This is a genomic window from Thauera sp. (assembly GCF_035444905.1).
In the GTDB taxonomy this organism is placed as follows: Bacteria; Pseudomonadota; Gammaproteobacteria; order Burkholderiales; family Rhodocyclaceae; genus Thauera.
The window spans coordinates 14029-38857 of record NZ_DAOMPS010000004.1; the positions used below are offsets into that span (position 1 = coordinate 14029).

Annotated in this window: 22 protein-coding genes; 5 read left to right on the top strand and 17 right to left on the bottom strand. The window is 68.8% G+C overall.

Features of this window, described 5'->3' with window-relative positions; all coding sequences use genetic code 11:
- Positions 1–7: 7 nt before the first annotated feature.
- Positions 8–1549, bottom strand: coding sequence for an XrtA system polysaccharide chain length determinant (locus PLC66_RS02805; protein WP_324537709.1), 1542 nt, complete (start codon positions 1547–1549; stop codon positions 8–10).
- A gap of 70 nt (positions 1550–1619) precedes the next feature.
- Complete coding sequence (locus tag PLC66_RS02810; RefSeq protein WP_503012173.1) at positions 1620–2201, bottom strand: XrtA/PEP-CTERM system exopolysaccharide export protein; 582 nt, start codon at positions 2199–2201, stop codon at positions 1620–1622.
- A gap of 294 nt (positions 2202–2495) precedes the next feature.
- On the opposite strand from PLC66_RS02810, the gene PLC66_RS02815 reads away from it, so the two are divergent.
- Complete coding sequence (locus PLC66_RS02815; RefSeq protein WP_324537712.1) at positions 2496–3281, top strand: N-acyl amino acid synthase FeeM domain-containing protein; 786 nt, start codon at positions 2496–2498, stop codon at positions 3279–3281.
- A gap of 10 nt (positions 3282–3291) precedes the next feature.
- Here the strand turns inward: PLC66_RS02815 and PLC66_RS02820 are convergent, their stop codons facing one another.
- Together PLC66_RS02820 and PLC66_RS02825 are read right to left on the bottom strand one after the other, a co-directional pair.
- A complete protein-coding gene (locus PLC66_RS02820; protein ID WP_324537714.1) occupies positions 3292–4692 on the bottom strand; it encodes a DUF1302 family protein in 1401 nt (466 codons plus the stop codon).
- An 11-nt stretch (positions 4693–4703) separates the two neighbouring features.
- The gene (locus PLC66_RS02825) at positions 4704–5453 is read right to left on the bottom strand and encodes an ABC transporter ATP-binding protein (RefSeq protein WP_324537716.1); all 750 of its coding nucleotides are present in this window, start codon (positions 5451–5453) and stop codon (positions 4704–4706) included.
- A 44-nt stretch (positions 5454–5497) separates the two neighbouring features.
- On the opposite strand from PLC66_RS02825, the gene PLC66_RS02830 reads away from it, so the two are divergent.
- Positions 5498–6277 (top strand): outer membrane lipoprotein-sorting protein, encoded by a 780-nt coding sequence (locus PLC66_RS02830; protein ID WP_324537717.1) that lies wholly within the window; start codon positions 5498–5500, stop codon positions 6275–6277.
- Positions 6278–6292: 15 nt separating this feature from the next.
- Here the strand turns inward: PLC66_RS02830 and PLC66_RS02835 are convergent, their stop codons facing one another.
- From PLC66_RS02835 to PLC66_RS02850, 4 genes are all read right to left on the bottom strand, one after another.
- Positions 6293–7702: an MBL fold metallo-hydrolase RNA specificity domain-containing protein gene (locus PLC66_RS02835; RefSeq protein WP_324537718.1), complete on the bottom strand. Its 1410-nt coding sequence runs from the start codon at positions 7700–7702 to the stop codon at positions 6293–6295.
- Between the two features lie 84 nt (positions 7703–7786).
- A complete protein-coding gene (locus PLC66_RS02840) occupies positions 7787–9199 on the bottom strand; it encodes a sigma-54-dependent transcriptional regulator (protein WP_324537720.1) in 1413 nt (470 codons plus the stop codon).
- Positions 9196–10806 (bottom strand): sensor histidine kinase, encoded by a 1611-nt coding sequence (locus tag PLC66_RS02845; protein ID WP_503012169.1) that lies wholly within the window; start codon positions 10804–10806, stop codon positions 9196–9198. The genes PLC66_RS02840 and PLC66_RS02845 overlap by 4 nt, the downstream gene beginning before the upstream one ends.
- A complete protein-coding gene (locus PLC66_RS02850) occupies positions 10772–11017 on the bottom strand; it encodes a PP0621 family protein (protein ID WP_324537724.1) in 246 nt (81 codons plus the stop codon). The genes PLC66_RS02845 and PLC66_RS02850 overlap by 35 nt, the downstream gene beginning before the upstream one ends.
- 153 nt (positions 11018–11170) lie before the next feature.
- Between PLC66_RS02850 and PLC66_RS02855 the strand changes: the two genes are divergently transcribed.
- From PLC66_RS02855 to PLC66_RS02865, 3 genes are all read left to right on the top strand, one after another.
- Positions 11171–12328, top strand: a complete 1158-nt coding sequence (locus PLC66_RS02855) for a pyridoxal phosphate-dependent aminotransferase (RefSeq protein WP_324537726.1) — start codon at positions 11171–11173, stop codon at positions 12326–12328.
- 99 nt (positions 12329–12427) lie between these two features.
- Positions 12428–13507 (top strand): S-methyl-5-thioribose-1-phosphate isomerase, encoded by a 1080-nt coding sequence (gene mtnA, locus PLC66_RS02860; protein WP_324537856.1) that lies wholly within the window; start codon positions 12428–12430, stop codon positions 13505–13507.
- A 20-nt stretch (positions 13508–13527) separates the two neighbouring features.
- Entirely contained in the window at positions 13528–14232 is a 705-nt protein-coding gene (locus tag PLC66_RS02865; RefSeq protein ID WP_324537857.1) for a class II aldolase/adducin family protein, read from the top strand.
- Between the two features lie 126 nt (positions 14233–14358).
- Here the strand turns inward: PLC66_RS02865 and ftsZ are convergent, their stop codons facing one another.
- The 9 genes from ftsZ to mraY all read right to left on the bottom strand — a co-directional run bounded on the left by ftsZ (position 14359) and on the right by mraY (position 24828).
- The gene (ftsZ, locus tag PLC66_RS02870) at positions 14359–15504 is read right to left on the bottom strand and encodes a cell division protein FtsZ (protein WP_324537728.1); all 1146 of its coding nucleotides are present in this window, start codon (positions 15502–15504) and stop codon (positions 14359–14361) included.
- A 140-nt stretch (positions 15505–15644) separates the two neighbouring features.
- The gene (ftsA, locus tag PLC66_RS02875; RefSeq protein ID WP_324537730.1) at positions 15645–16874 is read right to left on the bottom strand and encodes a cell division protein FtsA; all 1230 of its coding nucleotides are present in this window, start codon (positions 16872–16874) and stop codon (positions 15645–15647) included.
- A complete protein-coding gene (locus tag PLC66_RS02880; protein WP_324537732.1) occupies positions 16871–17734 on the bottom strand; it encodes a cell division protein FtsQ/DivIB in 864 nt (287 codons plus the stop codon). Before PLC66_RS02880 ends, ftsA begins: the two co-directional genes overlap by 4 nt.
- Complete coding sequence (locus PLC66_RS02885; protein WP_324537735.1) at positions 17727–18641, bottom strand: D-alanine--D-alanine ligase; 915 nt, start codon at positions 18639–18641, stop codon at positions 17727–17729. The genes PLC66_RS02880 and PLC66_RS02885 overlap by 8 nt, the downstream gene beginning before the upstream one ends.
- Complete coding sequence (gene murC / locus PLC66_RS02890) at positions 18638–20053, bottom strand: UDP-N-acetylmuramate--L-alanine ligase (RefSeq protein ID WP_324537737.1); 1416 nt, start codon at positions 20051–20053, stop codon at positions 18638–18640. The genes PLC66_RS02885 and murC overlap by 4 nt, the downstream gene beginning before the upstream one ends.
- A complete protein-coding gene (gene murG / locus PLC66_RS02895; RefSeq protein ID WP_324537739.1) occupies positions 20050–21120 on the bottom strand; it encodes an undecaprenyldiphospho-muramoylpentapeptide beta-N-acetylglucosaminyltransferase in 1071 nt (356 codons plus the stop codon). Before murG ends, murC begins: the two co-directional genes overlap by 4 nt.
- Positions 21117–22346 carry a putative lipid II flippase FtsW gene (gene ftsW, locus PLC66_RS02900; protein ID WP_324537741.1) on the bottom strand — a complete coding sequence of 410 codons (1230 nt, stop codon included), beginning with the start codon at positions 22344–22346 and terminating at the stop codon, positions 21117–21119. The genes murG and ftsW overlap by 4 nt, the downstream gene beginning before the upstream one ends.
- Positions 22343–23743: a UDP-N-acetylmuramoyl-L-alanine--D-glutamate ligase gene (murD, locus tag PLC66_RS02905; RefSeq protein ID WP_324537743.1), complete on the bottom strand. Its 1401-nt coding sequence runs from the start codon at positions 23741–23743 to the stop codon at positions 22343–22345. The genes ftsW and murD overlap by 4 nt, the downstream gene beginning before the upstream one ends.
- Positions 23740–24828 carry a phospho-N-acetylmuramoyl-pentapeptide-transferase gene (gene mraY / locus PLC66_RS02910; RefSeq protein ID WP_324537744.1) on the bottom strand — a complete coding sequence of 363 codons (1089 nt, stop codon included), beginning with the start codon at positions 24826–24828 and terminating at the stop codon, positions 23740–23742. The genes murD and mraY overlap by 4 nt, the downstream gene beginning before the upstream one ends.
- Position 24829: the final 1 nt, after the last annotated feature.

Consider the following 24829-nt stretch of genomic DNA (forward strand, 5'->3'; position numbering starts at 1 on the left):
TTTCCGTTCAGCCCTGCAGGATCTGGAGTGCGACCGTGGCCATCGCGAACACGCCGGCATAGGCCGCGAGTCCGGTACCGAAGGCGATCAGGCCGTTGCGGCGTTTGCGCCGGCGTTCGGGCGTCGGCAGCATGGAGACCGTGCCGAGGACGGGCAGGCCGCTGATCTCGCGCAACTGACGCGGGTCACTGAAGGCAGGGCGTAGCTGACTGATCAGGAAGGTCAGCGCGAAGCCCGCACCCAGGCCTACGAGCGCGGCGAGCGGCAGCAACAGCAGGCGGTTCGGCGCCGACGGCTTGTTGGGCAGCGAGGGCGGATCGATGACGCGGAAGTCGGCGATACCGGACTGCGAGCTCATCTCGGCGGCGATGTTGGCGGACTCGCGACGCGAAACCAGCGCATCGTAGTTGCTCTTGTGGACGCTGTAGTCGCGGTTGAGCTGGGCCATTTCGGTTTCGAGCTCGGGAATGCGCTGGGCATCCTCCTGCAGGCGCAGCAGCCGGCTCTCAAACTCGCCGACGCGGGCACGCAGGGAGGCCACCCGCGCCTCGCCCTGGGCGAGCGCGAGCTTGGTCTGCTCGATGCCCGAGCCCATGCCATAGCCGCCAAACTGACCCATGGACGGGTTCTCTCGCATCTGCGCCAGTTGCTCCTGCTTCTGCTTCTCCAGGTCCTCGATGACGCGGCGGGCGCCGATTACATCGGGGTGGAGTTCGGTGTAGCGCTGAAGCAGATCGTCGAGGCTGCGCTTGAGGGCGTCGATGCGCGCGTCGAGCTCGGGCGTGGCGAGCATCGGCGGCGGGGCGAGCTCGTCGTCCGAGGGGTTGCTCGACAGCTGCTGGCGCATGGCGTCGCGCGAATTTTCCGCCTCGCGCAGTTCAAGCTGGGCCTGGCGCAATTGCTCGGTGACATCCGCGATCTGGCTGATGTAGTCACGCGTACCGGCTCCGATCAGCGCCATGTTGCGCAGGCGGAAATCCTTCAGGCGATTCTCGGCCTCGGTGAGCTTTTGCTCGTAGCTGCGAATCTGCTCTTCGATGAAGCGACGCGCGGTATCGGTGTCCTGGCGCTTGCCGCCAAGACCCGATTCGACGAACAGCGACAGCATGGACTGCACCACGCGCTGGGCGCGCTCGGGCTGCGTATCGCTGAAGGAGAGCGTAAACAGATTGTCGCCCCGGCCGGACTGGATGCGCAGGCGATTGGTCACCGAGGCGATGAGGGCCTCGCGCTGCACCGGGTTCTGCGCAGTGAGATCGAGGTCGGCCATCGTGATCAGCTTCTCGACGTTGGGCCGACTGATCAGGGTCCGGCTCAGCATGTCGATCTGCTGGCCGACATTGGGTTGCACGGCCAGGCCCGACATGAGCGGTCGCAGGATCGATTGCGTGTCGACATGGATGCGCGCGCTCGACTGATAGGTGTCGGGCATCGTGTAGATGACCACGCCACCGACCACGCCCACGATCCAGGCCAGCGCCATGCCCCACCAGCGAAAGCGCCACATGCCGCGCAGGTAGCCGATGACTTGTGTTACGAGTTCTTCCATGAGTCCGTGCCGTGCTGCGCGCCGCGCCAACGCCCCCGAAGGACGGCCGGCGCGGCGTCGGGATGAAAAATCAGAACCAGCTCTGCGGGATGATGAGCACGTCGCCCGGGCGCATCTCGACGTTGGCCGAGACGTCGCCGCGCTTGACGAGGTCGCGAATGCGGACGCTGTATTGCTTGTTGCCTTCGGCCGTGCGCAGGATCGATGCCCCGTTGCCGTCGGCGAAGTCAGTCAGCCCACCGACCGCGATCATCACGTCGAGCAGGGTCATCTTCTGCTTGTAGGGAAGCGCCTGCGGATTGGCGGCCTCGCCGATGACGCGGATCTGCTCGCTGTAGGGGCCGACAAATCCACCGACGATGACCGTGACGACCGGGTCGCGAATGTACTTGGCAAGATGCTGCTCGATGTCGCGCGCCAGGGTGGTGGAGTCCTTGCCCATCGCGGGCAGGTCCTCGACCAGCGGTGCGGTGAGCTTGCCATCAGGACGAATCGGTACGGTGGTGGACAGCTCCGGGTTGCGCCAGACGCTGATATTGACCGAGTCGCCCGGACCGAGCACGTAGTTGTAATCCGCGTCCGCAGCGGACGCCGGGGCGGGCGGAAACTTCGACGCACAACCGGCCAAGCCGCCGACGACCAGCGCCAGCATCAGAAAACGACCCAGCGCCACCCACGCGCCCCGAATACTGCTGACCATGACACGCCCCCTGTGTTATCTCAAGACCGGCAATGATACGACGCCAATGTTTCCTTTGCGATGCTACGCGGATGGTCGCACCGCAGCGCAGGAACAAATGCACACAATCGCTTACACTGCGAACTGATAAGCGGCGGTAGATTCCGGAACATTTGCTGCAACAGGAAGACGCTCTCGCGGGAATGGGCGAGCGAGGCGTTGGAGCGAAGCTGTCCCCGAAAATCAAACGAGAACCCGGCCACTCCTATGCAACCACCACTCTCCGCGCTGGACGCCGCATACGCGTCCAAGGCGGGCAAGGCCGTGCGCTTTGCTCCCGCCTCACCGTTGACCAGCAGGGCGGGGCAGCCCGTTTCGCTACCTCATGACCCTCACCTCGCGCCGAACCTGTCGTTCGAGCGCAACGGCTTCCAGATCCGCATCGCCAATGGCTGCGACGTTCTGAAGAAGCAGACGGCCAAGCTCATCGAGCGCATGTACTCGGCGCGCGGCCTGTTTCCCTACGGCATGCACGCCGAGCTGGACCGTCGTGACATCACCGTGGTCGCCCTGCGTGAGCATCACGCGGTGGCGACCCTGACGCTGCGCATGGATCACGGCGCCGGGCTGCTGGCCGATACGTTGTACCGCAAGGAGATCGACGCCGTCAGAAATATCGGCGGCCGAGTGTGCGAAATTACACGCTTGGCGATCGATCCCGACCTCGGATCGCACGATGCGCTGGCAGGACTGCTGCAGGCGCTCTATGTGCTGGCAAGGCTGACCCAGCGCATGACCGACATCTTTATCGAGGTCCACCCGCGCCATGCGCGCTTCTATCAGCGCATCTTTGGCTACCGCATGGCGGGACCGGAGCGGATCTGCCCGCGCGTGGGCGCAGCGGCCGTGTTGCTGCACCTGTCGCAACAGGAGTTCGAGTGCTCGCTGGCGTACCACGAGAACGTGGCGGCACGGCGGCCGCAGCGCGTGCAGCGCCTGCTGCCATCGGAGACCGAACTGCAGGCGGTGTTGAAGGGCTTCGAAGCCGCCTGAGGCGCTGCGATCAGAACCAGTGGCGCAATTCGACGTAGGCGCGGTCGCTGCGGTCGTAGGCGCTGAATAGCCCATCCCCGCTGCCACCAAAGACATCGACGCCGGTGACGGCGCGCCAGGCGGGGGCGAACGTCCAGGTGATCTTGGGCCGCAGCATGTAGTCGGAGCGATTGAGACTGGACACCGCGAGGAACTCCATCTCGATCTCACTGCCGACCGTGTGCACAGCCTGGAAGGTGACGCCGGTTTCGCTGCGGTCGCTGATCATGTGCGGACGATGTTCGTCCAGCCAGCGGCCATAGAGCTGCGCATTGAAACGCCAGTCGCTGCCAGCCGGGACGTCGACACCGACGGCGTAATCGACCATGGCGGTCTTCTCCAGCCCCACGAGCACGCCCCCCGGCACCGACGTGAACGTATTGACGCCGCGTCCGCGGGTATGAACCGCTTCGCCCTTGAGCACGAAGCTGCCGAGATCCTTGCTGAAGGTACCGCCGAGCTGGTGCAGCCGCTCGTGACGCAGCGAGGCCGCACCCGGGGTGACTTCGTACACGGTGGGCGAGATGTCGTAGCTGCGATAGTAGAAGGCCGACAGGTCCCAGCCATCGACGAGATGGGAGATGCGCGCACCATAGTTGCCGTTGCTCACGCTGTCCGACGGCTCGTGCTCGGTGACCAGGGTGCCGGCCGGCAGCCATGGAAAGGCGTAGAAGTCGCCGCCGGGCTTGCCGATCTCGTCGAAGCTGGGCTTGGGAATCCACAGCAGCTCGAAGTGGGTGTCGGTGCCGAAATATTCGGCACGCGCGGCCCACTGACCGATCCGCATGCTTTCGAATTCGGGCAGCAGGAAGTCGCGCAGGTCGCGGGCGGAGACCACGTCGGCAAAGAAGAAGCCGACCATCTCGCCCCAGATGATGTGCTGCCGCCCGAAGCGGAATTCCCACTCACCGTGACCGATGTCGACATAGGCCTCGCGCAGCATGAAGTCGCGGCGCTGGTCGCGGCGCACGGCCGCCGGGTAATACTGATCCTCGAGATCGAAGGCGCCATCGACGTCGCCCCGCGCGGTGAGCTTCCAGCGCGCGCGCGGCGCAAGCTGGCCACTGCCGGTGAGTTCGGCGCGGGCGCGCAGGTGCGACCAGCGGTCGGGCTCGGGCAGGGTGTAGGCGGAGGCAAACTCGGCGTAGCCGCTCCACTTGATGCCGCTGCCGGCCGCCGCCGCCGCGCCTGCCGGGGCACCGACATCGAGTAGCGCATCGAGCTCGGCATCGAGCGCTGCATCGTCCTCCATGGTATCCGCGGCCAACTCGAGTTCATCCGCGGCGGTCGCGACTGCGGTGGCGGACACGGTGAGCACACCCAGGAGGGCGCACGCGAGCGCGTTCAGGGCAAGCTTGTTCGGTACGGGCATGGCTGACCTTTCTAGATTTCGGAGTCTTCTTCGTCGCGCGGCCGACGGTCCTGCACGAAAACCCAGCGCCCGTCGGCCTTCATGCCCAGCGCCGTAATCTGGCCGTCGGCGATGCGGACGAGTCGGTCTGCCATGTTCATGACCTTGCGGTCGTGGGTGGAGAAGACGAAGGTGGTGCCGGAGTGACGGTTGATGTCGCGCATCAGCTTGAGAATGCTCGAGCCCGTCTTGCTGTCGAGGTTGGCGGTGGGCTCGTCGGCGAGCACGATCTTGGAGTGGGTGGCGAGGGCACGCGCGATCGCCACGCGCTGACGCTGACCGCCCGACAGTTGGTTGGGCCGATGGTCGGCATACTTCTTCAGCCCCACCATGCCGAGGTAGTGCGCGACGCGCTCGGCGCGGTCCTTCTTCGACAGCTCGGGCATCTGCAGCAGCGGGTATTCGACGTTTTCTTCCGCCGACAGCACGGGCAGCAGGTTAAAGGTCTGGAAAATGAAGCCGATGGTACGGGCACGCAGGTCGGCCAGTTCGTCCGGGGTGCGATTGGACACATCATGCCCGTCGATGACGACCTGCCCCGCGCTTGGGGTGTCGATGCAGCCGATGATGTTGAGCAGGGTAGACTTGCCGCTGCCGGAGGGGCCGGCGATGGCAAGGAAGACACCGGGCTCGATGGACAAGGAAACGTCATCGAGCGCCTGGACGATCTGCTCGCCCAGACGGAAACTCTTGCTCACGTGTTCGACCTGGACGACGGGCATCTGGACGACCGAAAATTGACGAAAACGCCGAGAGGATAGCACTCATGACGCACAGTTTACGATCCCGTCGCCACTTCATCGCCACCCTCGCCGGTGGCCTGCTGTTGCCGGCCTTCGGGCGCGCCGCCGACGAACCCGCGGCAACCGACGCCGAGGCCGTGCGCCTGGTGACGGCGGCCGACGCGATCCGCTTCCCGCGCGAGAGCTTTCAGACCGAGATCACGGTGCGCAATTTCAGCGACGGCGTCGAGGGCGAGGCGCGCAAGTTCCGCGTGCTGTCGCGCGGCAACGAGAACACCATCGTGCTGACCCTGGAGCCGGCCACCGAGCGCGGCCAGGCCCTGCTGATGCGCGGTCGCGACCTGTGGGTGTTCATGCCCAGCGTGTCGCAGCCGGTGCGCCTGTCGCTCGCACAGCGGCTGACCGGCCAGGTCGCCAACGGCGACCTGGCGCGCGCCAATTTTGCCGGCGACTACACGCCCACGGTGGCGGGCCGTGACACGGTGGGCGACGCGTCGGCGGTGGTGCTGGAACTGGCGGCGGTGGACCGCGGCGTGACCTACGCACGGGTGAAGTACTGGGTCGGCGAGTCCGACATTCGCCCGCTGAAGGCGGAGTTCTACGCCCTCTCGGGTCGCCTGCTGAAGACCGCGCTGTACGAGGACTTCCGCCAGATGGCCGGCCAGCTGCGCCCCACCCGCCTGGTGATGGAGGACGCGCTGAAAAAGGGCGAGGTGTCGGTGCTGACCTACGAGAACATGAACGTGCGCGAGCTGCCCGAGCGCATGTTCACCCGCGAGTACATGCGCCGGCTGCAGCAGTAAGGCGGCGCACCCCACTCAAGGGATGACCTTCACCTTGCCACCCGTGACCGTGGTGAGATGGGTGGCGAAAGCCTGACGCACGCTGTCCTCGCCATGCACCAGGCGCACCTCGGCGGGCAGGTGGCGCATGCGGGTGACGAAGCGGGTGAGGTCGTCGCGGTCGGCATGCGCCGAGTAGCCAGACAAGGTGTGGATGCCGGCGCGGATGGCGATGCGCTCGCCGTCGAGCTCGACATAGCCGCCGCGCGGGCCGTAGGTCTGGATCGCGTTGCCGGGCGTGCCGCGCGCCTGGTAGCCGACGAAGACGACGTCGTGGCGCGGATCGCCGAGCATGGCCTTGAGGTAGTTGACCACCCTGCCCCCGGCGCACATTCCGCTGGCGGCGATGACGATCGCCGGCTCGCGGCTGCGCGCGAGACGACGCACATTGGCCTCGTGCAGGGCGTGGCTGTCGATGGCGACCAGTTGCTCGTACGACAGCGGCCGGCGGCCGGCGCGCACCCGCGCCTTGGCCTCGGCATCCCAATACGGCTGCAGTTCGCGGTAGAGCTCGGTGAAACGCTGGGCGAGCGGCGAATCCAGATAGATCCGAAGTTGCGACCACTGCTCGGCGAGCTTGCCGGGCCGCTGGCGCTGCCGGTGCAGGATGTCCTCGAATTCGTACAATAGCTCCTGCGTGCGACCGATGCTGAAGGCGGGGATGATCACCGTGCCGCCGTCGCGCAGCGCATGCTCGACCACCGCCTGCAGGCGCTCGCGGCGGGCGCGGCGATCTTCGTGATTGCGGTCGCCGTAGGTGGTCTCGAGCACGACGACATCGGCCTGCCAGGGCGACTGCGGCGCCGGCAGCAGGGGCGCGTGCGGCGCGCCGAGATCGCCCGAGAACAGCACCCGCTTGCGCTGTGGCCAGGCCGCACCGGAGAGCTCGCACTCGACGTAGGACGAGCCGAGGATGTGACCGGCACGCTGCAGGCGGATGCGGCAGGTGGCGTCGGGACTGCGGTAGAGCGTGTGCCACTGGCGGTAGGGCAAGGCACGGATGCGCGGCTCGATGAGCTTGAGGTAACGCTCGACGAGATCCCTGTTGCGACTGACGCCGACCTCGAAGGCATCGGCGAGCACCGTGGGCAGCAGCCGCGCCGAGGGCTCGCTGCAGAAGATCGGCCCCTTGAAGCCCGCCGCCAGCAGCCAGGGCAGGCGGCCGCAGTGGTCGATGTGCACATGGGTGAGCACCAGCGCACCGATGCCCTTGACCGGGAAGTCGATGTCGAGCTGATTGGCGCCGGCCTTGCCATCGGGCGCGGTCTCGGCGCCCTGGAACAGCCCGCAGTCGATGAGCAGGCTGTTGTCGTCCTCGATGAAGAGCTGGTGGCAGGAGCCGGTGACGCCGTTGCGGGCGCCGTGATGAAGGATGGTCGGAGTCATGGGGCGATTCTATATTTCGATACCGATCATGCCAAATGGAAGCTCCGCCGCGCGAGGCGCGGCACTCCATGCCCCACGCCCGCCCTACTCCATGCCCCACTTCTGCAGCCGGTAGCGCAACTGGCGCAGCGTCATGCCGAGCTTGCGCGCCGCGGCGCTCCGGTTCCAGCGCGTCTGCTCGAGCGCGTGCAGGATGCGCAGGCGCTCGACCTCGTCGACGGCCACGTCCGCAGCCGTGTCGGCGCCGGGCTCGGTCAAAGGCTCGTCTGCCAGCGCAGTGGCGCCCAAGCCGAAGCCCGAGTCCGTGAGCCAGCCTGCGGCGCAGGGATCGGGGTTGAGCTCGATGTCGGCGGCGCCGATCTCCTCGCCCTCGCACAGCGCGCAGGCGCGCTCGAGCAGGTTCTCGAGCTCGCGCACGTTGCCAGGAAAGGCGTAGCCCTGCAGCGCGCGCATCGCCTCGGCCGACAGCCGGTGGGGGGCGCCGCCCTCGCGCGCGGCGAGGCGGGCGAGGATGTGTCGGGCCAGCTCGGGGACGTCCTCGCGGCGCTCGCGCAGCGGCGGCACGCGCAGCGTGATGACGTTGATGCGGAAGAAGAGATCCTGACGGAAGCGCCCTTCGGCGACGAGACGGCCAAGGTCCTGGTGCGAAGCCGACAGCAGGCGCACATCCACCGGCTCCTCGGCATGGGCGCCGACCGGGCGCACCGCACGCTCCTGGATCGCGCGCAGCAGCTTGACCTGCATCGCGAGCGGCAGCTCGCCGATCTCGTCGAGGAACAGCGTGCCGCCGCTGGCAGCCTGGAACAGGCCTTCCTTGTCGCTCGCGGCGCCGGTGAAGCTGCCCTTGCGGTGGCCGAAGAACTCGCTCTCCATCAGCTCGGGCGAGATCGCGCCGCAGTTGACCGGCACGAAGGGACCGCCCGCGCGCGCGCCCAGGCTGTGGATGAAGCGGGCGATGACCTCCTTGCCGGTGCCCGATTCACCATGGATGAAGACCGGCGCCTGGTTGCGGGCGAGCTTCTCGGCCTGGCTGCGCAGGTGCAGGAAGGCCGGGGAATGGCCGACCAGGGCACGCTCGGGCGCGGCAGCGGCCGGCTCGCCGCTGCGCAGCTTGAGGGCGTGGGTGACGAGCTCGCGCAGGGCCTTGAGTTCGACCGGCTTGGTGACGAAGTCGAAGGCGCCGAGCTTGAGCGCGCGGATGGCGGTCTCGATGCTGCCGAAGGCGGTGATGACCGCGACCGGCAGGCCGGGCTGGCAGGCCTGGATGTGCTCCACCAGCTCGAGGCCATCGCCGTCTGGCAGGCGCATGTCGGTGAGGCACAGCCGGTAACGGCGGGCGGCAAGCTGCGCGCGCGCCTCGGCCACCGAGCCGGCGGTGTCGCAGGCCAGGCCCATGCGCATCAGGGACAGTTCGAGCAGTTCGCGGATGTCCTCCTCGTCGTCGACGACGAGCACATCGATGGACTGTGGGCGGTTGCGGCGGTCGACGAGGGTCATGGCGTGGTCGGTCCGGTCAGCACCAGGTCGGCGCCCGTGGCGGCGGTGGCGGCGAGCTCGAGGGTGGCGTCGTTGGCTTCGGCCAGCTCGCGGGCGATGTAGAGGCCCAGCCCGGTGCCCTTGGGGTGGGTGGTGAAGAAGGGCTCGAACATGTGCGCGCGGGTGCGCTCGTCGAAGCCGGGGCCATCGTCGGTGACATGCAACGCGATGCGCTCTCCCGCCAGCGGCTCGACGTGCAGGCGAACCGAGCCCGGCTGGCGCGAACAGTAGCGGCAGGCGTTGGCGAGCAGGTTGTCGAGGATCTGGTGCAGGTGGGCGCGATCGATGGCGAGCGTGAGCGCGGGGTCGATATCGATGGCATAGAGTGCGGCTTCGTCCGGATCGCGGAACACGCGCGCGTCGATGACCTCGCGCACGAAGGCGGCCAGCGGCAGCGCCTCGGGCATGGCCTGCTCGCGGCGGCCGAGCGCGAGCACGTCGCGGATCATGCGCTCGATGCGCAGCGCGTTGTCATTGATGATGCGCACCAGCCTTGCCTGCATCTCCCCGCGCTTTTCGTCACGCAGCAGTTCGGCAGCCTGGGTGACGGCCGACAGGGGATTGCGGATCTCGTGCGCCATGCTGGCGGTGAGACGGCCGAGGGCGGCGAGCTTGATCTGCTGCAGCTGGCGCTGGATGTCGTCGAAATCGGTGAGGTAGAGCAAGGTGTCGCCCGCGGCGGCGCTGCCCGGTTCGCCCAGCACCGCGCGACAGCGCAGCAGCCGCCCGGCTGCACCGACGCGCAACAGCCGGCCCTCGACCGGGGCGTCCTGTTGCACGAAGCTGCGAAAGGCATCGTCCAGATCGGCCAGCACGAGCCCCTCGAGCGCTTCAGCGCGGGTGTGGGCCATGCCGAGCAGGCGCATCGCCTGCGGATTGGCGTGCAGGATGCGGCCGCCCGCGTCGACCACGAGGACGCCATCCTGCATGTCGCGGATGATGTGCTCGCTCACCGCCTGCTGCTTGGCCAGCGCGGCGCCACGCTCGGCGGCGAGCGTGGCGTTGGCCTTGGCACGCAGCGCGAGCAGGCGCGCGACGAGCGCAATGCCGAAGAAGCCTGCACAGAAGATGCCCACCTGCAGGAAGTCCACCGACTGGCCGCCAACGGCATGGCGCCAGGCGTTCTCGATCAGCACCGCGATGGTGGCGATGGCGGCGAAGAACAGCACCATGCGGCCTTCGGCGACGAGGCCGGCGCCGGCCAGCACGACCATCATCAGCGCCGGCATGCCGCTGCGGTAACCGCCGCTGACCCACATGATCATCGACAGCGCGAGCACATCGACGACCCCCTGGATGGCGATCGCGCGCTCGACCCCCAGCCGCCTCAGGGCATCGGGGAAGCCGAGGGCGAGCACGGCCGCGAGATAGGCGAAGGCGACGACCTGATAGACCACCGGGCGCTCGCCGCCCAGGCCGAGCTCGCGCCCGGCAACGAGGAACAGGCCGGCGATGACGAGGCGAAAGAGGTTGAGATAGCGCAGCGAGACGCGGCGCGCACGGTCGACATCGACCGGCGCCACCGCCGCATGCTCAGTCGCCACGCGGGCCGGCGTGGCGGTGGGCATCGCAGCAGTAGAAGGCCTCGCCGCTGCGCACGCCTTCGGATTCGGGGACGATGAGGCCGCAGTGCGAACACTCGAGCATGCGCTCGGGCGCAGCCGGCTTGCGCCCGGCTGCACGGCCGGCGAAGCCGCCCTTGTCCTTGAACCGCCGCAGCGCGCCACGCAACCACCAGGCGGCGATGAAAAGCAGGATGAGGATGAGCAGGTTGCGCACGATGGAGGCCGCGCCCGACAGGCGCCGCAGGCAGTGGAAACTGCGCCGATTCTAGCATGCGGCCCTGCCGCCACTGCCCATGAGGGGCGCGGGTTTGCGACAATGGCGGCGTCGCCAGCACGCCCCTCCCCTGCCACGCCACCACCCGCCGCCATGCCGACCTTTCCTGCCACCCTCGACTCGCGCCTGCCGGGCGTGGGCACCACGATCTTCACCGTGATGTCGCGCCTGGCCCAGACTTGTGGTGCGATCAACCTGTCCCAGGGCTTTCCCGACTTCAATGCCGAGGACGTGCTGTTCGAGCGGGTCGCGCACTGGATGCGCGCCGGCCACAACCAGTACGCGCCGATGGCCGGCTGCCTGCCGCTGCGCGCGGCGATTGCGGCCAAGGTCGAAGCCCTGTACGGCACGTGCTACGACGTCGAGACCGAGATCACGGTGACCGCGGGCGCGACCCAGGCGCTGTTTACTGCAGTGACCGCCTGCGTGCGGCCGGGCGACGAAGTGATCGTGTTCGAGCCGGTGTACGACTCCTATGTGCCGGCCATCGAACTCGCGGGTGGCAAGCCGCTGCGGCTGCAACTGACCGCCCCCGACTACCGCCCCGACTGGGACGCGGTGGCCGCCACGATCACGCCGCGCACGCGCATGATCATGATCAACACGCCGCACAACCCCACCGCCACAGTGTGGACGCCGGCCGACCTCGAGCGCCTGGCGGCGCTGACGCGCGGCACCGGCATCGTGGTGGTGGCCGACGAGGTGTATGAGCACATCGTGTTCGACGGCGCAGCGCACGCGAGCTGCGCCGCCCACCCCGATCTGGCCGCGCGCAGCTTCGTGGTGTCGAGCTTCGGCAAGACCTACCACATCACCGGCTGGAAGGTGGGCTACGTGCTGGCCCCGCGCGAGCTGATGGCCGAGTTCCGCAAGGTGCATCAGTTCAACGTATTCACCGTGAACACGCCGGTACAGCTCGCACTCGCCGACTACATGGCCGACGCCGCGCGCCACACCGGGCTGGCCGCCTTCTACCAGGCCAAGCGCGACTTCTTCCGCACGGCGCTGGCCGGCTCGCGCTTCGAGCTGCTGCCTTCGCATGGCACCTATTTCCAGCTCGCACGCTATGCGCGCATCTGCGACATGGGCGACGCCGCCTTCTGCGAGCACCTGACGCGCAACGTCGGCGTGGCGGCGATCCCGGTGTCGGCCTTTTTCGCCGACGGCCGCGACGAGCGCGTGATCCGCTTCTGCTTTGCCAAGAACGAGGCCACGCTGGCGGCGGCCTGCGACCGGCTCGCCGCGCTATGAGGGCCCGGCCCCGACGCGATCTGGGCGGCGTGCGCGTCCCGCCCTGCCGCTGAGCCCACCTCCCTTCTCTTTCCGACCCGGACCCCTCCAGCCATGACGATGTTCGAACAACCGATTCCCACCCTGTGCCGCGATGGCGACCGCCTGCTGATCCTGGACCAGACCCTGCTGCCGTTTCGCAGCGAGCGCGTCGCGCTGACCAGCGTGGACGAGGTCGCCGGCGCGATCCGCCACATGCAGGTGCGCGGCGCGCCGCTGATCGGCGCCACCGCGGCATTTGGGGTCGCGCTTGCGCTGGCGCGCCAGGGCGCCGACGACGCCACGCTGCAGGCGGCGATCGAGCTGCTCGGTGCGACCCGCCCGACCGCGGTCAACCTGCACTGGGCGCTGGAACGCATGGCCGCCGCGCTGCGGCCGCTGGCGCCGGCGCGCCGCGTCGAGGCAGCGTGGGCCGAGGCCGAGTCGATCCGCCACGACGACGCCGAGACCTGCGAGGCGATCGGCCGCCACGGGCTCGACATCCTGCGCGCGCTGGCTGCGCGCCGCAGCGGGCCGCTGCGCGTGATGACCCACTGCAACGCCGGCTGGCTGGCCACCTGCGGCGCCGGCACGGCGCTGGCGCCGATCTACGCGGCGCAGGCGGCGGGCCTGGCGGTCGAGGTCTTCGTCAGCGAGACGCGCCCGCGCAATCAGGGCCTGCTCACCGCCTGGGAGCTGCGCGCCGCCGGCGTGCCCCATGTGCTGATCGCCGACAACGCTGCCGGCCTGCTGCTGATGCGCGGCGAGGTCGACCTGGTGATCACCGGCGCCGACCGCATCGCTGCCAACGGCGACACCGCCAACAAGGTCGGCACCTACCTGAAGGCGCTCGCCGCGCAGGCCGCCGGCGTGCCCTTCTACATTGCCGCGCCGCATTCGACGCTGGATTTCGCCTGCGCCGACGGCGGCGCCATTCCCATCGAGGACCGCGGCGCCGACGAGGTCTGCCGCCTGCGCGGCATGGCCGATGGCAGCGACCCGGCCGAGCTCGCAGCGCTGCGGCTGGCGCCCGCCGACACCCGCGTCGCCAACCCGGCCTTCGACGTCACCCCCGCCGCGCTGATCCGCGGCATCATCACCGAGCGCGGCGTGGTGGCGGCCGATGCGCTGGCAAGGCTGTATCCGGAGGGCGGGCGATGAGCGCGGACGGTGGCGTGGACATGCGCGAGACGGTGGAGCATGGCGAGCCCGCGGGTGCGGTGTGCGGCCAGCCCGCGGACGAGGAGCGCGTGCTGCGCAGCACCCTGCTCGACATCCTGCGCGCGATGGATGAGGCAGGCCTCAACGTAGGCACCGCGGGCAATGCCAGCGTGCGCCTGCCGGAAGGGAAGATGCTGATCTCGCCCAGCGGGGTGCCGGCCGAACGCTGCCGGCCCGAGGACATGGCCGTGGTCGATGGGGACGGCCGCCATGCCGGCCCGCTCGCGCCCTCGTCGGAGTGGCAGCTCCATCGCGACATCTACGCCGCCTTTGCGGCCGCCGGCGCGGTGCTGCATGCGCACGCGCCCTTTGCCACTGCGCTCGCCTGCCAGCGCCTCGAGATCCCGCCCTTCCACTACATGATCGCGCGCTTCGGCGGCATCAGCGTGCGTTGCGCGCGCTACGCCACCTTCGGCACCCAGGCCTTGTCGGATGCCACCGTCGCCGCGCTGCAGGCGCGCAACGCCTGTCTGCTCGCCAACCACGGCATGGTCGTCTTCGGCCGCGACCTTGGCCATGCATTGGCATTGGCGATCGAATTCGAGACCTTGTGCGAGCAATACTGGCGCACCCTGCAGATCGGCCCGCCGGTGCTGCTGTCCGAGGCCGAGATGGCCGAAGTCATCGAGCGTTTCCGCTGGTACGGCAAGGCGCGCAGGACCTGAAGCCGGCCTGAGGCGGGCACAGCCGCAAATACAAAGCCCCTGCGCGGACGGGAGGCATTCGTCCGGGCAGGGGCAGGACGCTGCATGGCAGCGTCGGTGGGCGGCGGGGCGCCGCCCGGGTCAGGCTCAGTCGGCCTGGCGACGCAGGAAGGCGGGGATGTCGTAGGTGCCGACACCGCTCGTGCTCATCGCCTCGACCGTGGTGCGACGGCCGCTGCGCATGACGGCGGGGACGTCGAGGTTGGTCATATCCACCGCACCGCTGCTCATCGACGGGCCGTAGGTGCCGGTACCCTGTACCACCTGCATGACCGGCTGGCGCGCGGCACGCGGGGCGCCGAGGCCGGTGGCCACGACCGTGATGCGGATGCGGTCTTCCATGGCGTCGTCGAACACGGTGCCGTACTTGACGAAGGCTTCCGGTGCGGCAAAGGCCTGCACGGTCTTCACCGCGTCGCGCACTTCGGACATCTTGAGCGACTTGCTGGCGGTGATGTTGATCAGCACGCAGCGCGCGCCCGACAGCTCCGTGCCTTCGAGCAGCGGCGACACGGCGGCCTGCTCGGCAGCGATGCGGGCGCGGTCGAGGCCGGCGGCTTCGGCCGAGCCCATCATCGCGCGGCCCATCTCGGCCATCGCGGTGCGCACATCCTGGAAATCGACGTTGACCAGGCCGGGCACGTTGATGATCTCGGCAATGCCTCCAACGGCCGAGCGCAGCACGTTGTCGGCGGAGCGGAAGCATTCCTCGAAGCCGGCGTCGTCGCCATAGACGTCGAGCAGCTTGTCGTTGAGCACGACGATCAGCGAATCGACATGGCGGGTGAGCTCTTCCACACCGCTTTCGGCGACGCGGATGCGGTTCTCGAAGTCGAAGGGCTTGGTCACCACGGCGACGGTCAGGATCCCCATCTCCTTGGCGATCTCGGCGACGACGGGGGCCGCGCCGGTGCCGGTACCACCGCCCATGCCGCCGGTGATGAAGACCATGTGTGCGCCTTCGAGCGCCGCGGCGATGTCGTCGCGCGTCTCCTGCGCAGCGGCACGGCCCGCTTCGGGCTTGGAGCCGGCGCCGAGGCCGGTGTTGCCAAGCTGCACCTTGGTCGAAGCCAGGCAGCGCTTGAGCGCCTGGGCGTCCGTGTTGGCGGAAATGAAATCCACCCCCTTCACGCCCTCGCGAATCATGTGGTCGACCGCGTTGCCACCGGCACCGCCGACACCGATCACCTTGATCATCGTCCCGCTCGATTCCTTTTCAACGATTTCAAACATTTGCCTCGCCTCCTGATTTGACAGCCCTGCTAGCCCCGAATGCCGCCTAACCTGCATCTAGTATCAGACGCGCAGTCTACTACTAAATACGCGCTTGTCAGCCGGCCTTCATCCAAAACGACCGGACCCCCATGGTCCGGTCAGAAGTTACGTTCGAACCACGACTTCATGCGCCCGAAAAGCTGCTTCACGCTGCGCGTGTCGCGCGCCTGCAGCCCGCGTCGGCGCTGCGCGGCACCTTCCATCACCAGCCCCATCGCGGTGGCGTAGCGCGGCTGGCAGACGACGTCGGCGAGGCCGCCGTCGTACTGCGGCGCGCCGACGCGTGCCGGCATGTGGAACACTTCCTCGGCCAGCTCGGCCATGCCGCGCATCACGGCCGAGCCGCCGGTGAGCACGATGCCCGAGGACAGCAACTCCTCGTAGCCGCTGCGGCGCAGCTCGGCCTGCACCAGCTCGAACAGCTCGGACACGCGCGGCTCGATGACATCGGCCAGCGCCTGGCGCGACAGCTTGCGCGGCGGACGGTCGCCGACGCCAGGCACCTCGATCATCTCGTCGGCATCGGCGAGCTGGTGCATGGCCACGCCGTGACGGATCTTGATTTCCTCGGCCTCGGTGGTGGGCGTGCGCAAGGCCATGGCGATATCGTTGGTGATCTGGTCGCCCGCCACCGGGATCACCGCAGTGTGGCGGATGGCACCCTGGGTGAACACCGCGATGTCGGTGGTACCACCGCCGATGTCGACCATGCACACGCCGAGCTCCTTCTCGTCCTCGGTGAGCACGGCGTGGCTGGAGGCGAGCGGCTGCAGGCTCAGGTCCATGACCTCCAGCCCGCAGCGGCGCACGCACTTGATGACGTTCTGCGCCGCCGAAACCGCGCCGGTGACGATGTGCACCTTGACCTCGAGGCGCACGCCGCTCATGCCGATCGGCTCGCGCACGCCGCCCTGGCCGTCGATGATGAATTCCTGGGTGAGGATGTGCAGGATCTGCTGCTCGGCCGGGATCGGCATCGCGCGGGCGACCTCGATCACGCGGTCGACGTCCATCGGCGACACTTCCTTTTCCTTGATCGCGACCGTGCCGCTGGAGTTGAAGCTCTTGATGTGGCTGCCGGCGATGCCGGTGTAGACCTCGTGGATCTTGCAGTCGGCCATCAGCTCGACTTCCTGCACCACGCGCGAGATCGCGTCGACGGTGGCCTCGATGTTGACCACAACGCCGCGCTTGAGCCCGTTGGTGGCCTGGGTGCCGAGGCCGACGACGTTGAGGCGGCCATCGGGCTTGACCTCGGCCACCATGCAGGTGACCTTGGCGGTGCCGATGTCCAGGCCGACGATCAGTTCCTTGTATTCCTTGCTCATTGCTTGCCTTTCCTGCCGGTGGTCGACGCGGGCTGCAGCAGCACCGAGGCGTCCGCCGGCGTCAGCGCGAACCCGCCCGGATAGCGCAGATCCGCGATCTTGATGTCGATGTCGATTTCCTGATGCACGCCGGGCCATACCGCGATGAAACGCTTCAGGCGCTCGGCGAGCGGGGATTTTTCCTGTTCGCGGCCGAGCACGACCGTCATGCCGTTGTCGAGCTGCAGCTGCCAGGCCTCGCGCGCGGACAGGGCCAGGCCCACCAGGCGCAGACCGAGCGGCTGCAGCAGGCTGGAGAACTCGGCGTAGCGTGCCAGCAGCCGGGCGGCCGAGCCCTGCGGGCCGTCGAACTGGGGCATGTCCGCATTGCTCGCGGCGATGAAGACCTCGCCCTGGCGATTGACGAGCCGCGCGTCGCCGCTCTCGGACACCGTCCAGTAGGCCACCGCCTCGTGCTCCTCGATGCGCAGCTCGAGCGCATCGGGCCAGCGCCGGCGCACGTCGGCCTTGCGCACCCAGGGCAGTTTCTCGAAGGTGGCGCGCACACTGTCCAGATCGACCATGAAGAAGTTGCCCTGCACCGCGAGCCGCGCGGCGTATTGGAGCTGGGCCTCGGTCACCTGGCTGGGGGGCGTGACCACGACCAGCTCGCGCAGCGGAAACAGCGGCCGCGACAGGAACCAGATCACCAGCGCCCAGCCCAGGGCTACCGCCGCCGCCAGCGTGAGCAGATCGGAGATCAGGTTGAGCAGCGCCGGACGATGCCACAGGCCATGCTCGACCGCTGCGCGCGCGCGCCCACCCGCCGCCGCCTGGCGGGCGGAGCGGATCGAGGCGGGGCGGGCACGCACTTCAGCCAAGGCGGGCCCCCTCCAGGATCTTCAGGCACAGGCGGGTGAAGTCCATGCCGGCGACGCGCGCCGACATCGGCACCAGCGAATGGCCGGTCATGCCGGGCGCGGTATTCATCTCGAGCAGATAGGGCCGGCCATCGGCGGTGAGGATCAGGTCGGCCCGGCCCCAGCCACGGCAGCCGAGCACGCGCGCGCTCTTCATCACCAGCGCCTGCAGCGCGGCCTCCTGCGCGGGCGGCAGGCCGCAGGGGCAGTCGTAGCGGGTGTCGTCGGTGAAGTACTTGTGCTGGTAGTCGTAGTTGCCCTCGGGGGCGACGATGCGCACCAGCGGCAGTGCCTGATCCTCGAGGAAGGGGGCGGTAAGCTCGTCGCCGTCGATGAACTCCTCGGCGATGACGAGGCTGTCGTAGCGCGCGGCCAGTTCCCAGGCGGGGCGCAACTGGTCGGCGGCGGTCACCTTGGTCGCGCCCATGCTCGAGCCCTCGTGCACCGGCTTGACGAAGATCGGCAGGCCGAGTTCGGCCACCACCGCATCCCAGTCGGTGTCGGCGTCGAGGATGGCGTAGCGCGGCGTGGGCAGGCCGCAGGCCAGCCACACCATCTTGGTGCGCCACTTGTCCATCGACAGGGCAGAGGCCATGACGCCGCTGCCGGTATAGGGGATGGCCATCAGCTCGAGCGCGCCCTGAACGGTGCCGTCCTCGCCACCGCGACCGTGCAGCGCGATGAAGACGCGGTCGAAGCCTTCTTCCTTGAGGATGTGCAGGTCGCGCTCGGCGGGGTCGAAGGCGTGCGCATCCACCCCGGCGGCCTGCAGCGCGGCCAGCACCGCGCCGCCCGACATCAGGGACACCTCGCGCTCGGCGGACGAGCCACCGAACAGCACCGCAACCTTGCCAAAACCGGTATTCACAATACTTCCTCGATGCGGGCGAGCTTGCCCGGCACGGTGCCGATGCTGCCCGCTCCCATGGTGATCACCACGTCGCCATCGCGCGCGGCAGAAACAATCATTCCCGGCATGTCGGCGATGTTCTCCACGAACACCGGCTCGACCTTGCCCGCAACCCGCAGCGCACGCGCCAGCGAACGCCCGTCGGCGGCGACGATCGGCGTCTCGCCGGCGGCGTAGACCTCGGCCAGCAACAGGGCGTCCACCGTGGACAGCACCTTGACGAAGTCCTCGAAGCAGTCGCGCGTGCGCGTGTAGCGGTGCGGCTGGAAGGCGAGCACCAGGCGGCGGTCGGGAAAGGCGCCACGGGCCGCGGCAATGGTGGCGGCCATCTCCACCGGGTGATGGCCATAGTCGTCGATCAACGTGAAGCTGCCGGCCTCGTCGCCGTCCTGGTCGAGCAAGGCCACCTCGCCGTAGCGCTGGAAGCGCCGGCCGACGCCGTTGAACTCGGCCAGCGCCTTGACGATGGCGGCGTCGGGCACCTGCACCTCGGTCGCCACCGCGATCGCCGCCAGCGCGTTGAGCACGTTGTGCATGCCGGGCAGGTTGAGCTCGATGGCCAGCCGGGTGGTCGTGCCATTGACCCGCACGCAGTCGAACAGCATGCGACTGCCGTCGGCCCGGACGTTTTCGGCGCGGATGTTGGCGGCCTCGGAGAGGCCGTAGCGCACGATCTGCTTCGACACCCTGGGTGCGATCTCGCGCACGTTGGGATCGTCCTCGCACAGCACCGCCACGCCGTAGAAGGGCAGGCGCTGGAGGAAGTCCACGAAGGCCTGCTTGACGCGACTGAAGTCGTGCCCGTAGGTCTCCATGTGATCGGCGTCGATGTTGGTGACGACCGAGATCACCGGATTGAGCAGCAGGAAGGAGGCGTCGGACTCGTCGGCCTCGGCCACCAGGTAGTCGCCACTGCCCAGGCGGGCATTGGCGCCCGCGGCGTTGAGACGGCCGCCGATGACGAAGGTGGGGTCGATGCCGCCTTCGGCGAGGATGCTCGCCACCAGCGAGGTGGTGGTGGTCTTGCCGTGGGTGCCGGCAATCGCGATGCCGTGCTTGAAGCGCATCAGCTCGGCGAGCATCTGGGCACGCGGCACGACAGGCACCCGGCGCTCGCGCGCGGCCACCACCTCGGGGTTGTCGGCCTTGACCGCGGTCGACACCACGACCACGTCGGCCCCGGCCACGTTGGCAGCGTCATGGCCGCGCACCACGCGTGCTCCCCTCTTCTGCAGCCGGCGGGTGGCGGCGTTGTCACCGAGGTCGGAGCCGCTGACGCGAAAGCCCTGATTGACCAGCACCTCGGCGATGCCGCTCATGCCCGAACCGCCGATGCCCACGAAATGGATGTTTCTGACCTTGTGTTTCATGCGGGAGCTCCTCCGGCGAGTTCGGCGCACACCCGTGCCACCGCGGCCGCCGCCTGGGGCCGGGCCAGCGCACGCGCATGTTCGGCCATCTGCAACAGGCGCTCGCGGTCGAGGCTGGACACGATGCCCGCCAGGCGCTCGGGCGTGAGTTCGTTCTGGGGCAGCAGGTAGGCCGCCCCGCGTTCGGCGAGAAAGCGCGCGTTGCCGGTCTGATGGTCATCGACCGCGTGCGGGAACGGCACCAGCAGGCTGGCGACGCCGACCGCCGCGAGTTCGGCGACGGTGAGCGCGCCGGCGCGGCAGACGACGAGATCGGCCTCGGCGTAGGCCGCCGCCATGTCCTCGATGAAGGGCCGCAGCTCGCCCTCGATCTGGACCTCGGCATAGGCCGCGCGCAGGGCATCGAGCTGCTTGTCGCCGGCCTGGTGTAGCACCTGCGGGCGCTGTTCCGCCGGCAGGCGCAGCAAGGCCTGCGGCAGGACCTGGTTGAGCGCCGCGGCGCCCAGGCTGCCGCCCACCACCAGCAGGCGCAGCGGGCCGCTGCGCCCAGCATAGCGCTCGGCGGGCGGCGCCACCGCGGCGATGTCGGCGCGCACCGGATTGCCCAGCCACTGCGCCTTCGGCAGCACGTCGGGGAAGCCGCTGAGGACGCGGTCGGCCACCCGGGCCAGCACGCGGTTGGCCAGCCCTGCGACCGAGTTCTGCTCGTGCAGCACGAGCGGGCGACCGAGCAGCGCCACCATCATGCCGCCGGGAAAGGTGATGTAGCCGCCCATGCCCAGCACCACGTCGGGCTTCGCGCGGCGCAGCGCGCGCAGCGCCTGCCAGAAGCCCGACAACAGATTCACCGGCAGCAGCAACTTGCGCACCAGGCCCTTGCCGCGCAGCGCGCCGAAGCGCACCCAGGCGGTGTCGTAGCCGCGCTGCGGCACGATGCGCGCCTCCATGCCCTCGGGGTTGCCCATCCAGACGATGCGCCAGCCCTGGGCGCGCAGTTCTTCGGCCACCGCGATGCCGGGGAAGATGTGGCCGCCGGTGCCACCCGCCATCACCATCAGCGTCTTCATGGCGTCGCCCCCCGCTTGAGCTGACGCACCTCCCAGTCGATCCGCAGCAGGATGCCGATCGCGATGCAGTTGGCAACGATGCCCGAGCCACCAAAACTCATCAGCGGCAGGGTCAGGCCCTTGGTGGGCAAGAGGCCCATGTTGACGCCCATGTTGATGAAGGACTGCACGCCGATCCACAGCCCGATACCTTGTGCGACCAGGCCCGAGAAGTAGCGCTCGAGCTTGATCGCCTCGCGGCCGATGAGGAAGGCGCGCTGCACGACGATGGCGAACAGCACGACCACGGTGAGCACGCCGACGAAACCGAGCTCTTCGGCGATGACGGCGAGCAGGAAGTCGGTGTGAGCCTCGGGCAGGTAGAAGAGCTTCTCGACGCTGCCGCCGAGGCCGACGCCGAACCATTCGCCGCGACCGAAGGCGATCAGCGAGTGCGACAGCTGGTAGCCCTTGCCGAAGGCGTCCTGCCACGGATCCATGAAGCCGAAGATGCGGTCGCGCCGGTAGGGCGAGGTCCAGATCAGGATGATGAAGCCGATCACCGCCACCACGGCGAGCAGGGCGAACACGCGCACATTGACGCCGCCCAGGAAGAGCACGCCGAAGGCGATGGTGGTGATGACGACGAAGGCGCCGAAGTCGGGCTCGCGCAGCAGCAGGAAGCCGACAAACAGGATCACCGCCATCATCGGCAGGAAGCCCTTGATGAAGCTGCCCATGACGTCGAGCTTGCGCACGGTGTAGTCGGCGGCGTAGAGCGCGGCGAAGATCTTCATCAGCTCGGAAGGCTGCAGGTTCACCGGCCCGAGCGAGAGCCAGCGCTGGGCGCCGTTGACCTCGCGGCCGACACCGGGGATCAGCACCACCACCAGCAGCACCACGCCGGCGACGAAGAGCGCGGGGGCGAGTTGCTGCCAGCGCGCCATCGACAGCTGGAAGGAGACCACGCCGAGGCCGAGGCCGATGGCCAGGAAGACTGCGTGCCGCATCAGGAAGTAATGCGACTTGTAGCCGGTGAAGCGGCTGCCTTCGGCGATCGCGATCGAGGCCGAATAGACCATCACCAGACCGAGCAGCAGCAACGCGACCGCCGACCAGATCAGCAGCAGATCGAGCTCGCGCGCCGGCGTGCCACCCTGGGCGAGGCGCTGGACGCTGCGCTGGGCCGGGTCGGCCTTGCGCTCGGCAGCGTGGAGGAAGCCGCGCACGGCGCTGGCGAGCTTCATCGCGGCGTCACCCCGGGCAGGCGGCGCACCGCGGCGACGAAGACCTCGGCGCGGTGGGCGTAGTTGCGGAACATGTCGAGGCTGGCGCAGGCCGGCGAAAGCAGCACGGCGTCGCCGGCCTGGGCGAGCGCATTGGCCCGCAGCACGGCGGTGTCGAGATCGGCGGCATGTTCGAGGGGCACGCCGCAGCTGGCCACGGCGTGCTCGATGCGGCGCGCATCGCGACCGATGAGCAGCACCGCGCGCGCCTTGCGCGTCAGCACCGCGGCCAGCGGCGAGAAATCCTGACCCTTGCCGTCGCCGCCGGCGATCAGCACCACCGGGCAGTCCATGCCGTCGAGCGCGGCGGCAGTGGCGCCGACGTTGGTGCCCTTGGAGTCGTCGTAATAGCGCACGCCGTCGGCACGCTCGGCGACCAGCTCGACGCGATGCGGCAGGCCGCGAAAGGCAATCAGGCCTGCGATCAGGCGCTGCGGGGCAATGCCCAGACCGCCCTCGCACAAGGCGAAGGCGGCGAGCGCATTGGCGGCGTTGTGGCGCCCTGCAAGCGGCAGGTCGGTGAGCGCGATCAGGCGCTGCTCGCCGCGCACCAGCCAGGCCTGGCCCTCGCGCTCGGCGATGCCGTAGTCGTCGGCGCTCGCGGGTGCGGAAGTGCCGAAGCGGATCACGCGCCGGCCGGGCAGCGCCATGGCCGCCACCCGCGCATCGTCGCGGTTGAGCACCTGCACGCCCTGCCCCTGGAAGATCGCCGCCTTGGTGGCGGCGTACTCCCCAAGGTCGGCATAGCGGTCGAGGTGGTCGTCGGTGACGTTGAGCACGGTCGCGGCCTCGGGGTCGAGCGCGCGCATGGTCTCGATCTGGAAGCTCGAGAGCTCGAGCACCCAGCACGCCGGCAGGGCGGCGCCCAGTTCGAGACGCTGCATCAGCACGTCGAGCGCTGCCGGGCTGATGTTGCCGGCAGCCACCGCGTCGATGCCGGCCGCGCGCGCGAGCGCGGCGGTGAGCGCGGTGGTGGTGGTCTTGCCATTGGTGCCGGTGATGGCGAGGATGCGCGACTGCGCACGCACACCAAGCTCGTCGAGGGCCTGCGCGAGCAGGCTCATCTCGCCGGTGATCGGCAGCGCGCGGCGATGCGCCTCGGCCGCCACCCCGACCCGGGGGTCGATGCCCGGGCTCAGCGCCACCAGGTCGACGCCGTCGAGCACGCCCGCGCCATAGTCGCCGGTGACGATCTCGGCCAGCGGTGCGTCGGCGCGCAGCGCGTCCAGCCCGGGCGGGCTCGGCCGGCTGTCGGCGACGCGCAGGCGCGCGCCACGCAATGCGCACCAGCGCGCCATGGCGAGGCCGGATTCGCCCAGGCCGATGACCAGCACGAGTTTTCCGGTGAGCGCGCTCATCTGAGTTTGAGGGTGGACAGGCCGAACAGCACCAGCATGATGGTGATGATCCAGAAGCGCACGACGACCTGGGTTTCCTTCCAGCCGCCGAGTTCGAAGTGGTGGTGCAGCGGCGCCATGCGGAAGATGCGCTTGCCGCCGGTGGCCTTGAAGTAGAGCACCTGCAGCATCACCGACAGGGTCTCGGCGACGAACAGGCCGCCCATGATGAAGAGCACGATCTCCTGGCGCACGATGACGGCGATGGTGCCGAGCGCCGCCCCCAGCGCGAGCGCGCCGACGTCGCCCATGAAGACCTCGGCCGGGTAGGCGTTGAACCACAGGAAGCCGAGGCCGGCGCCGCAGATCGCGCCGCAGAACACCGCCAGCTCGCCGGCGCCGGCGATGTAGGGCACGCCGAGGTAGTTGGAGAAGCCGACGTGGCCGGCGACATAGGCGAAGATGGCAAGCGCCGCGGCGACCATCACCGTCGGCATGATCGCCAGGCCATCGAGGCCATCGGTGAGGTTGACGGCGTGGCTGGTGCCGTTGATGACGAAGTAGGTCAGCGCGATGAAGCCGAAGATGCCCAGCGGATAGGCGATGGCCTTGAAGAAGGGCACGATAAGTTCGGTCTCGGCCGGGGTGCTTGCGGTGAGGCCGAGATAGATCGCCGCGGCCAGCGCGATCGCCGAGGTCCACAGGTACTTCCAGCGGCTGGCCAGGCCCTTGGGGTCGCGATGCACGACCTTGCGCCAGTCATCGACCCAGCCCACGGCGCCGAAGCCCAGCGTGACCAGCAGCGTGACCCACATGTAGTCGTTACCGAGGTCGCCCCACAGCAGGATGGTGACGCCGATCGAGATCAGGATCAGCGCGCCGCCCATGGTCGGTGTGCCGGCCTTGGTGAGGTGCGAGCGCGGGCCGTCGTCGCGCACCGCCTGGCCGATCTTCTTTGCCGCCAGCCAGCGGATGACCGCCGGGCCGGCGATCAGCGAGATGGCGAGCGCGGTAAGCGCGGCCAGCACCGTGCGCAGCGTGATGTAGCCGAAGACGTTGAAGCCACGAATGTCCTGGCCGAGCCAGAGAGCGAGTTCCAAGAGCATG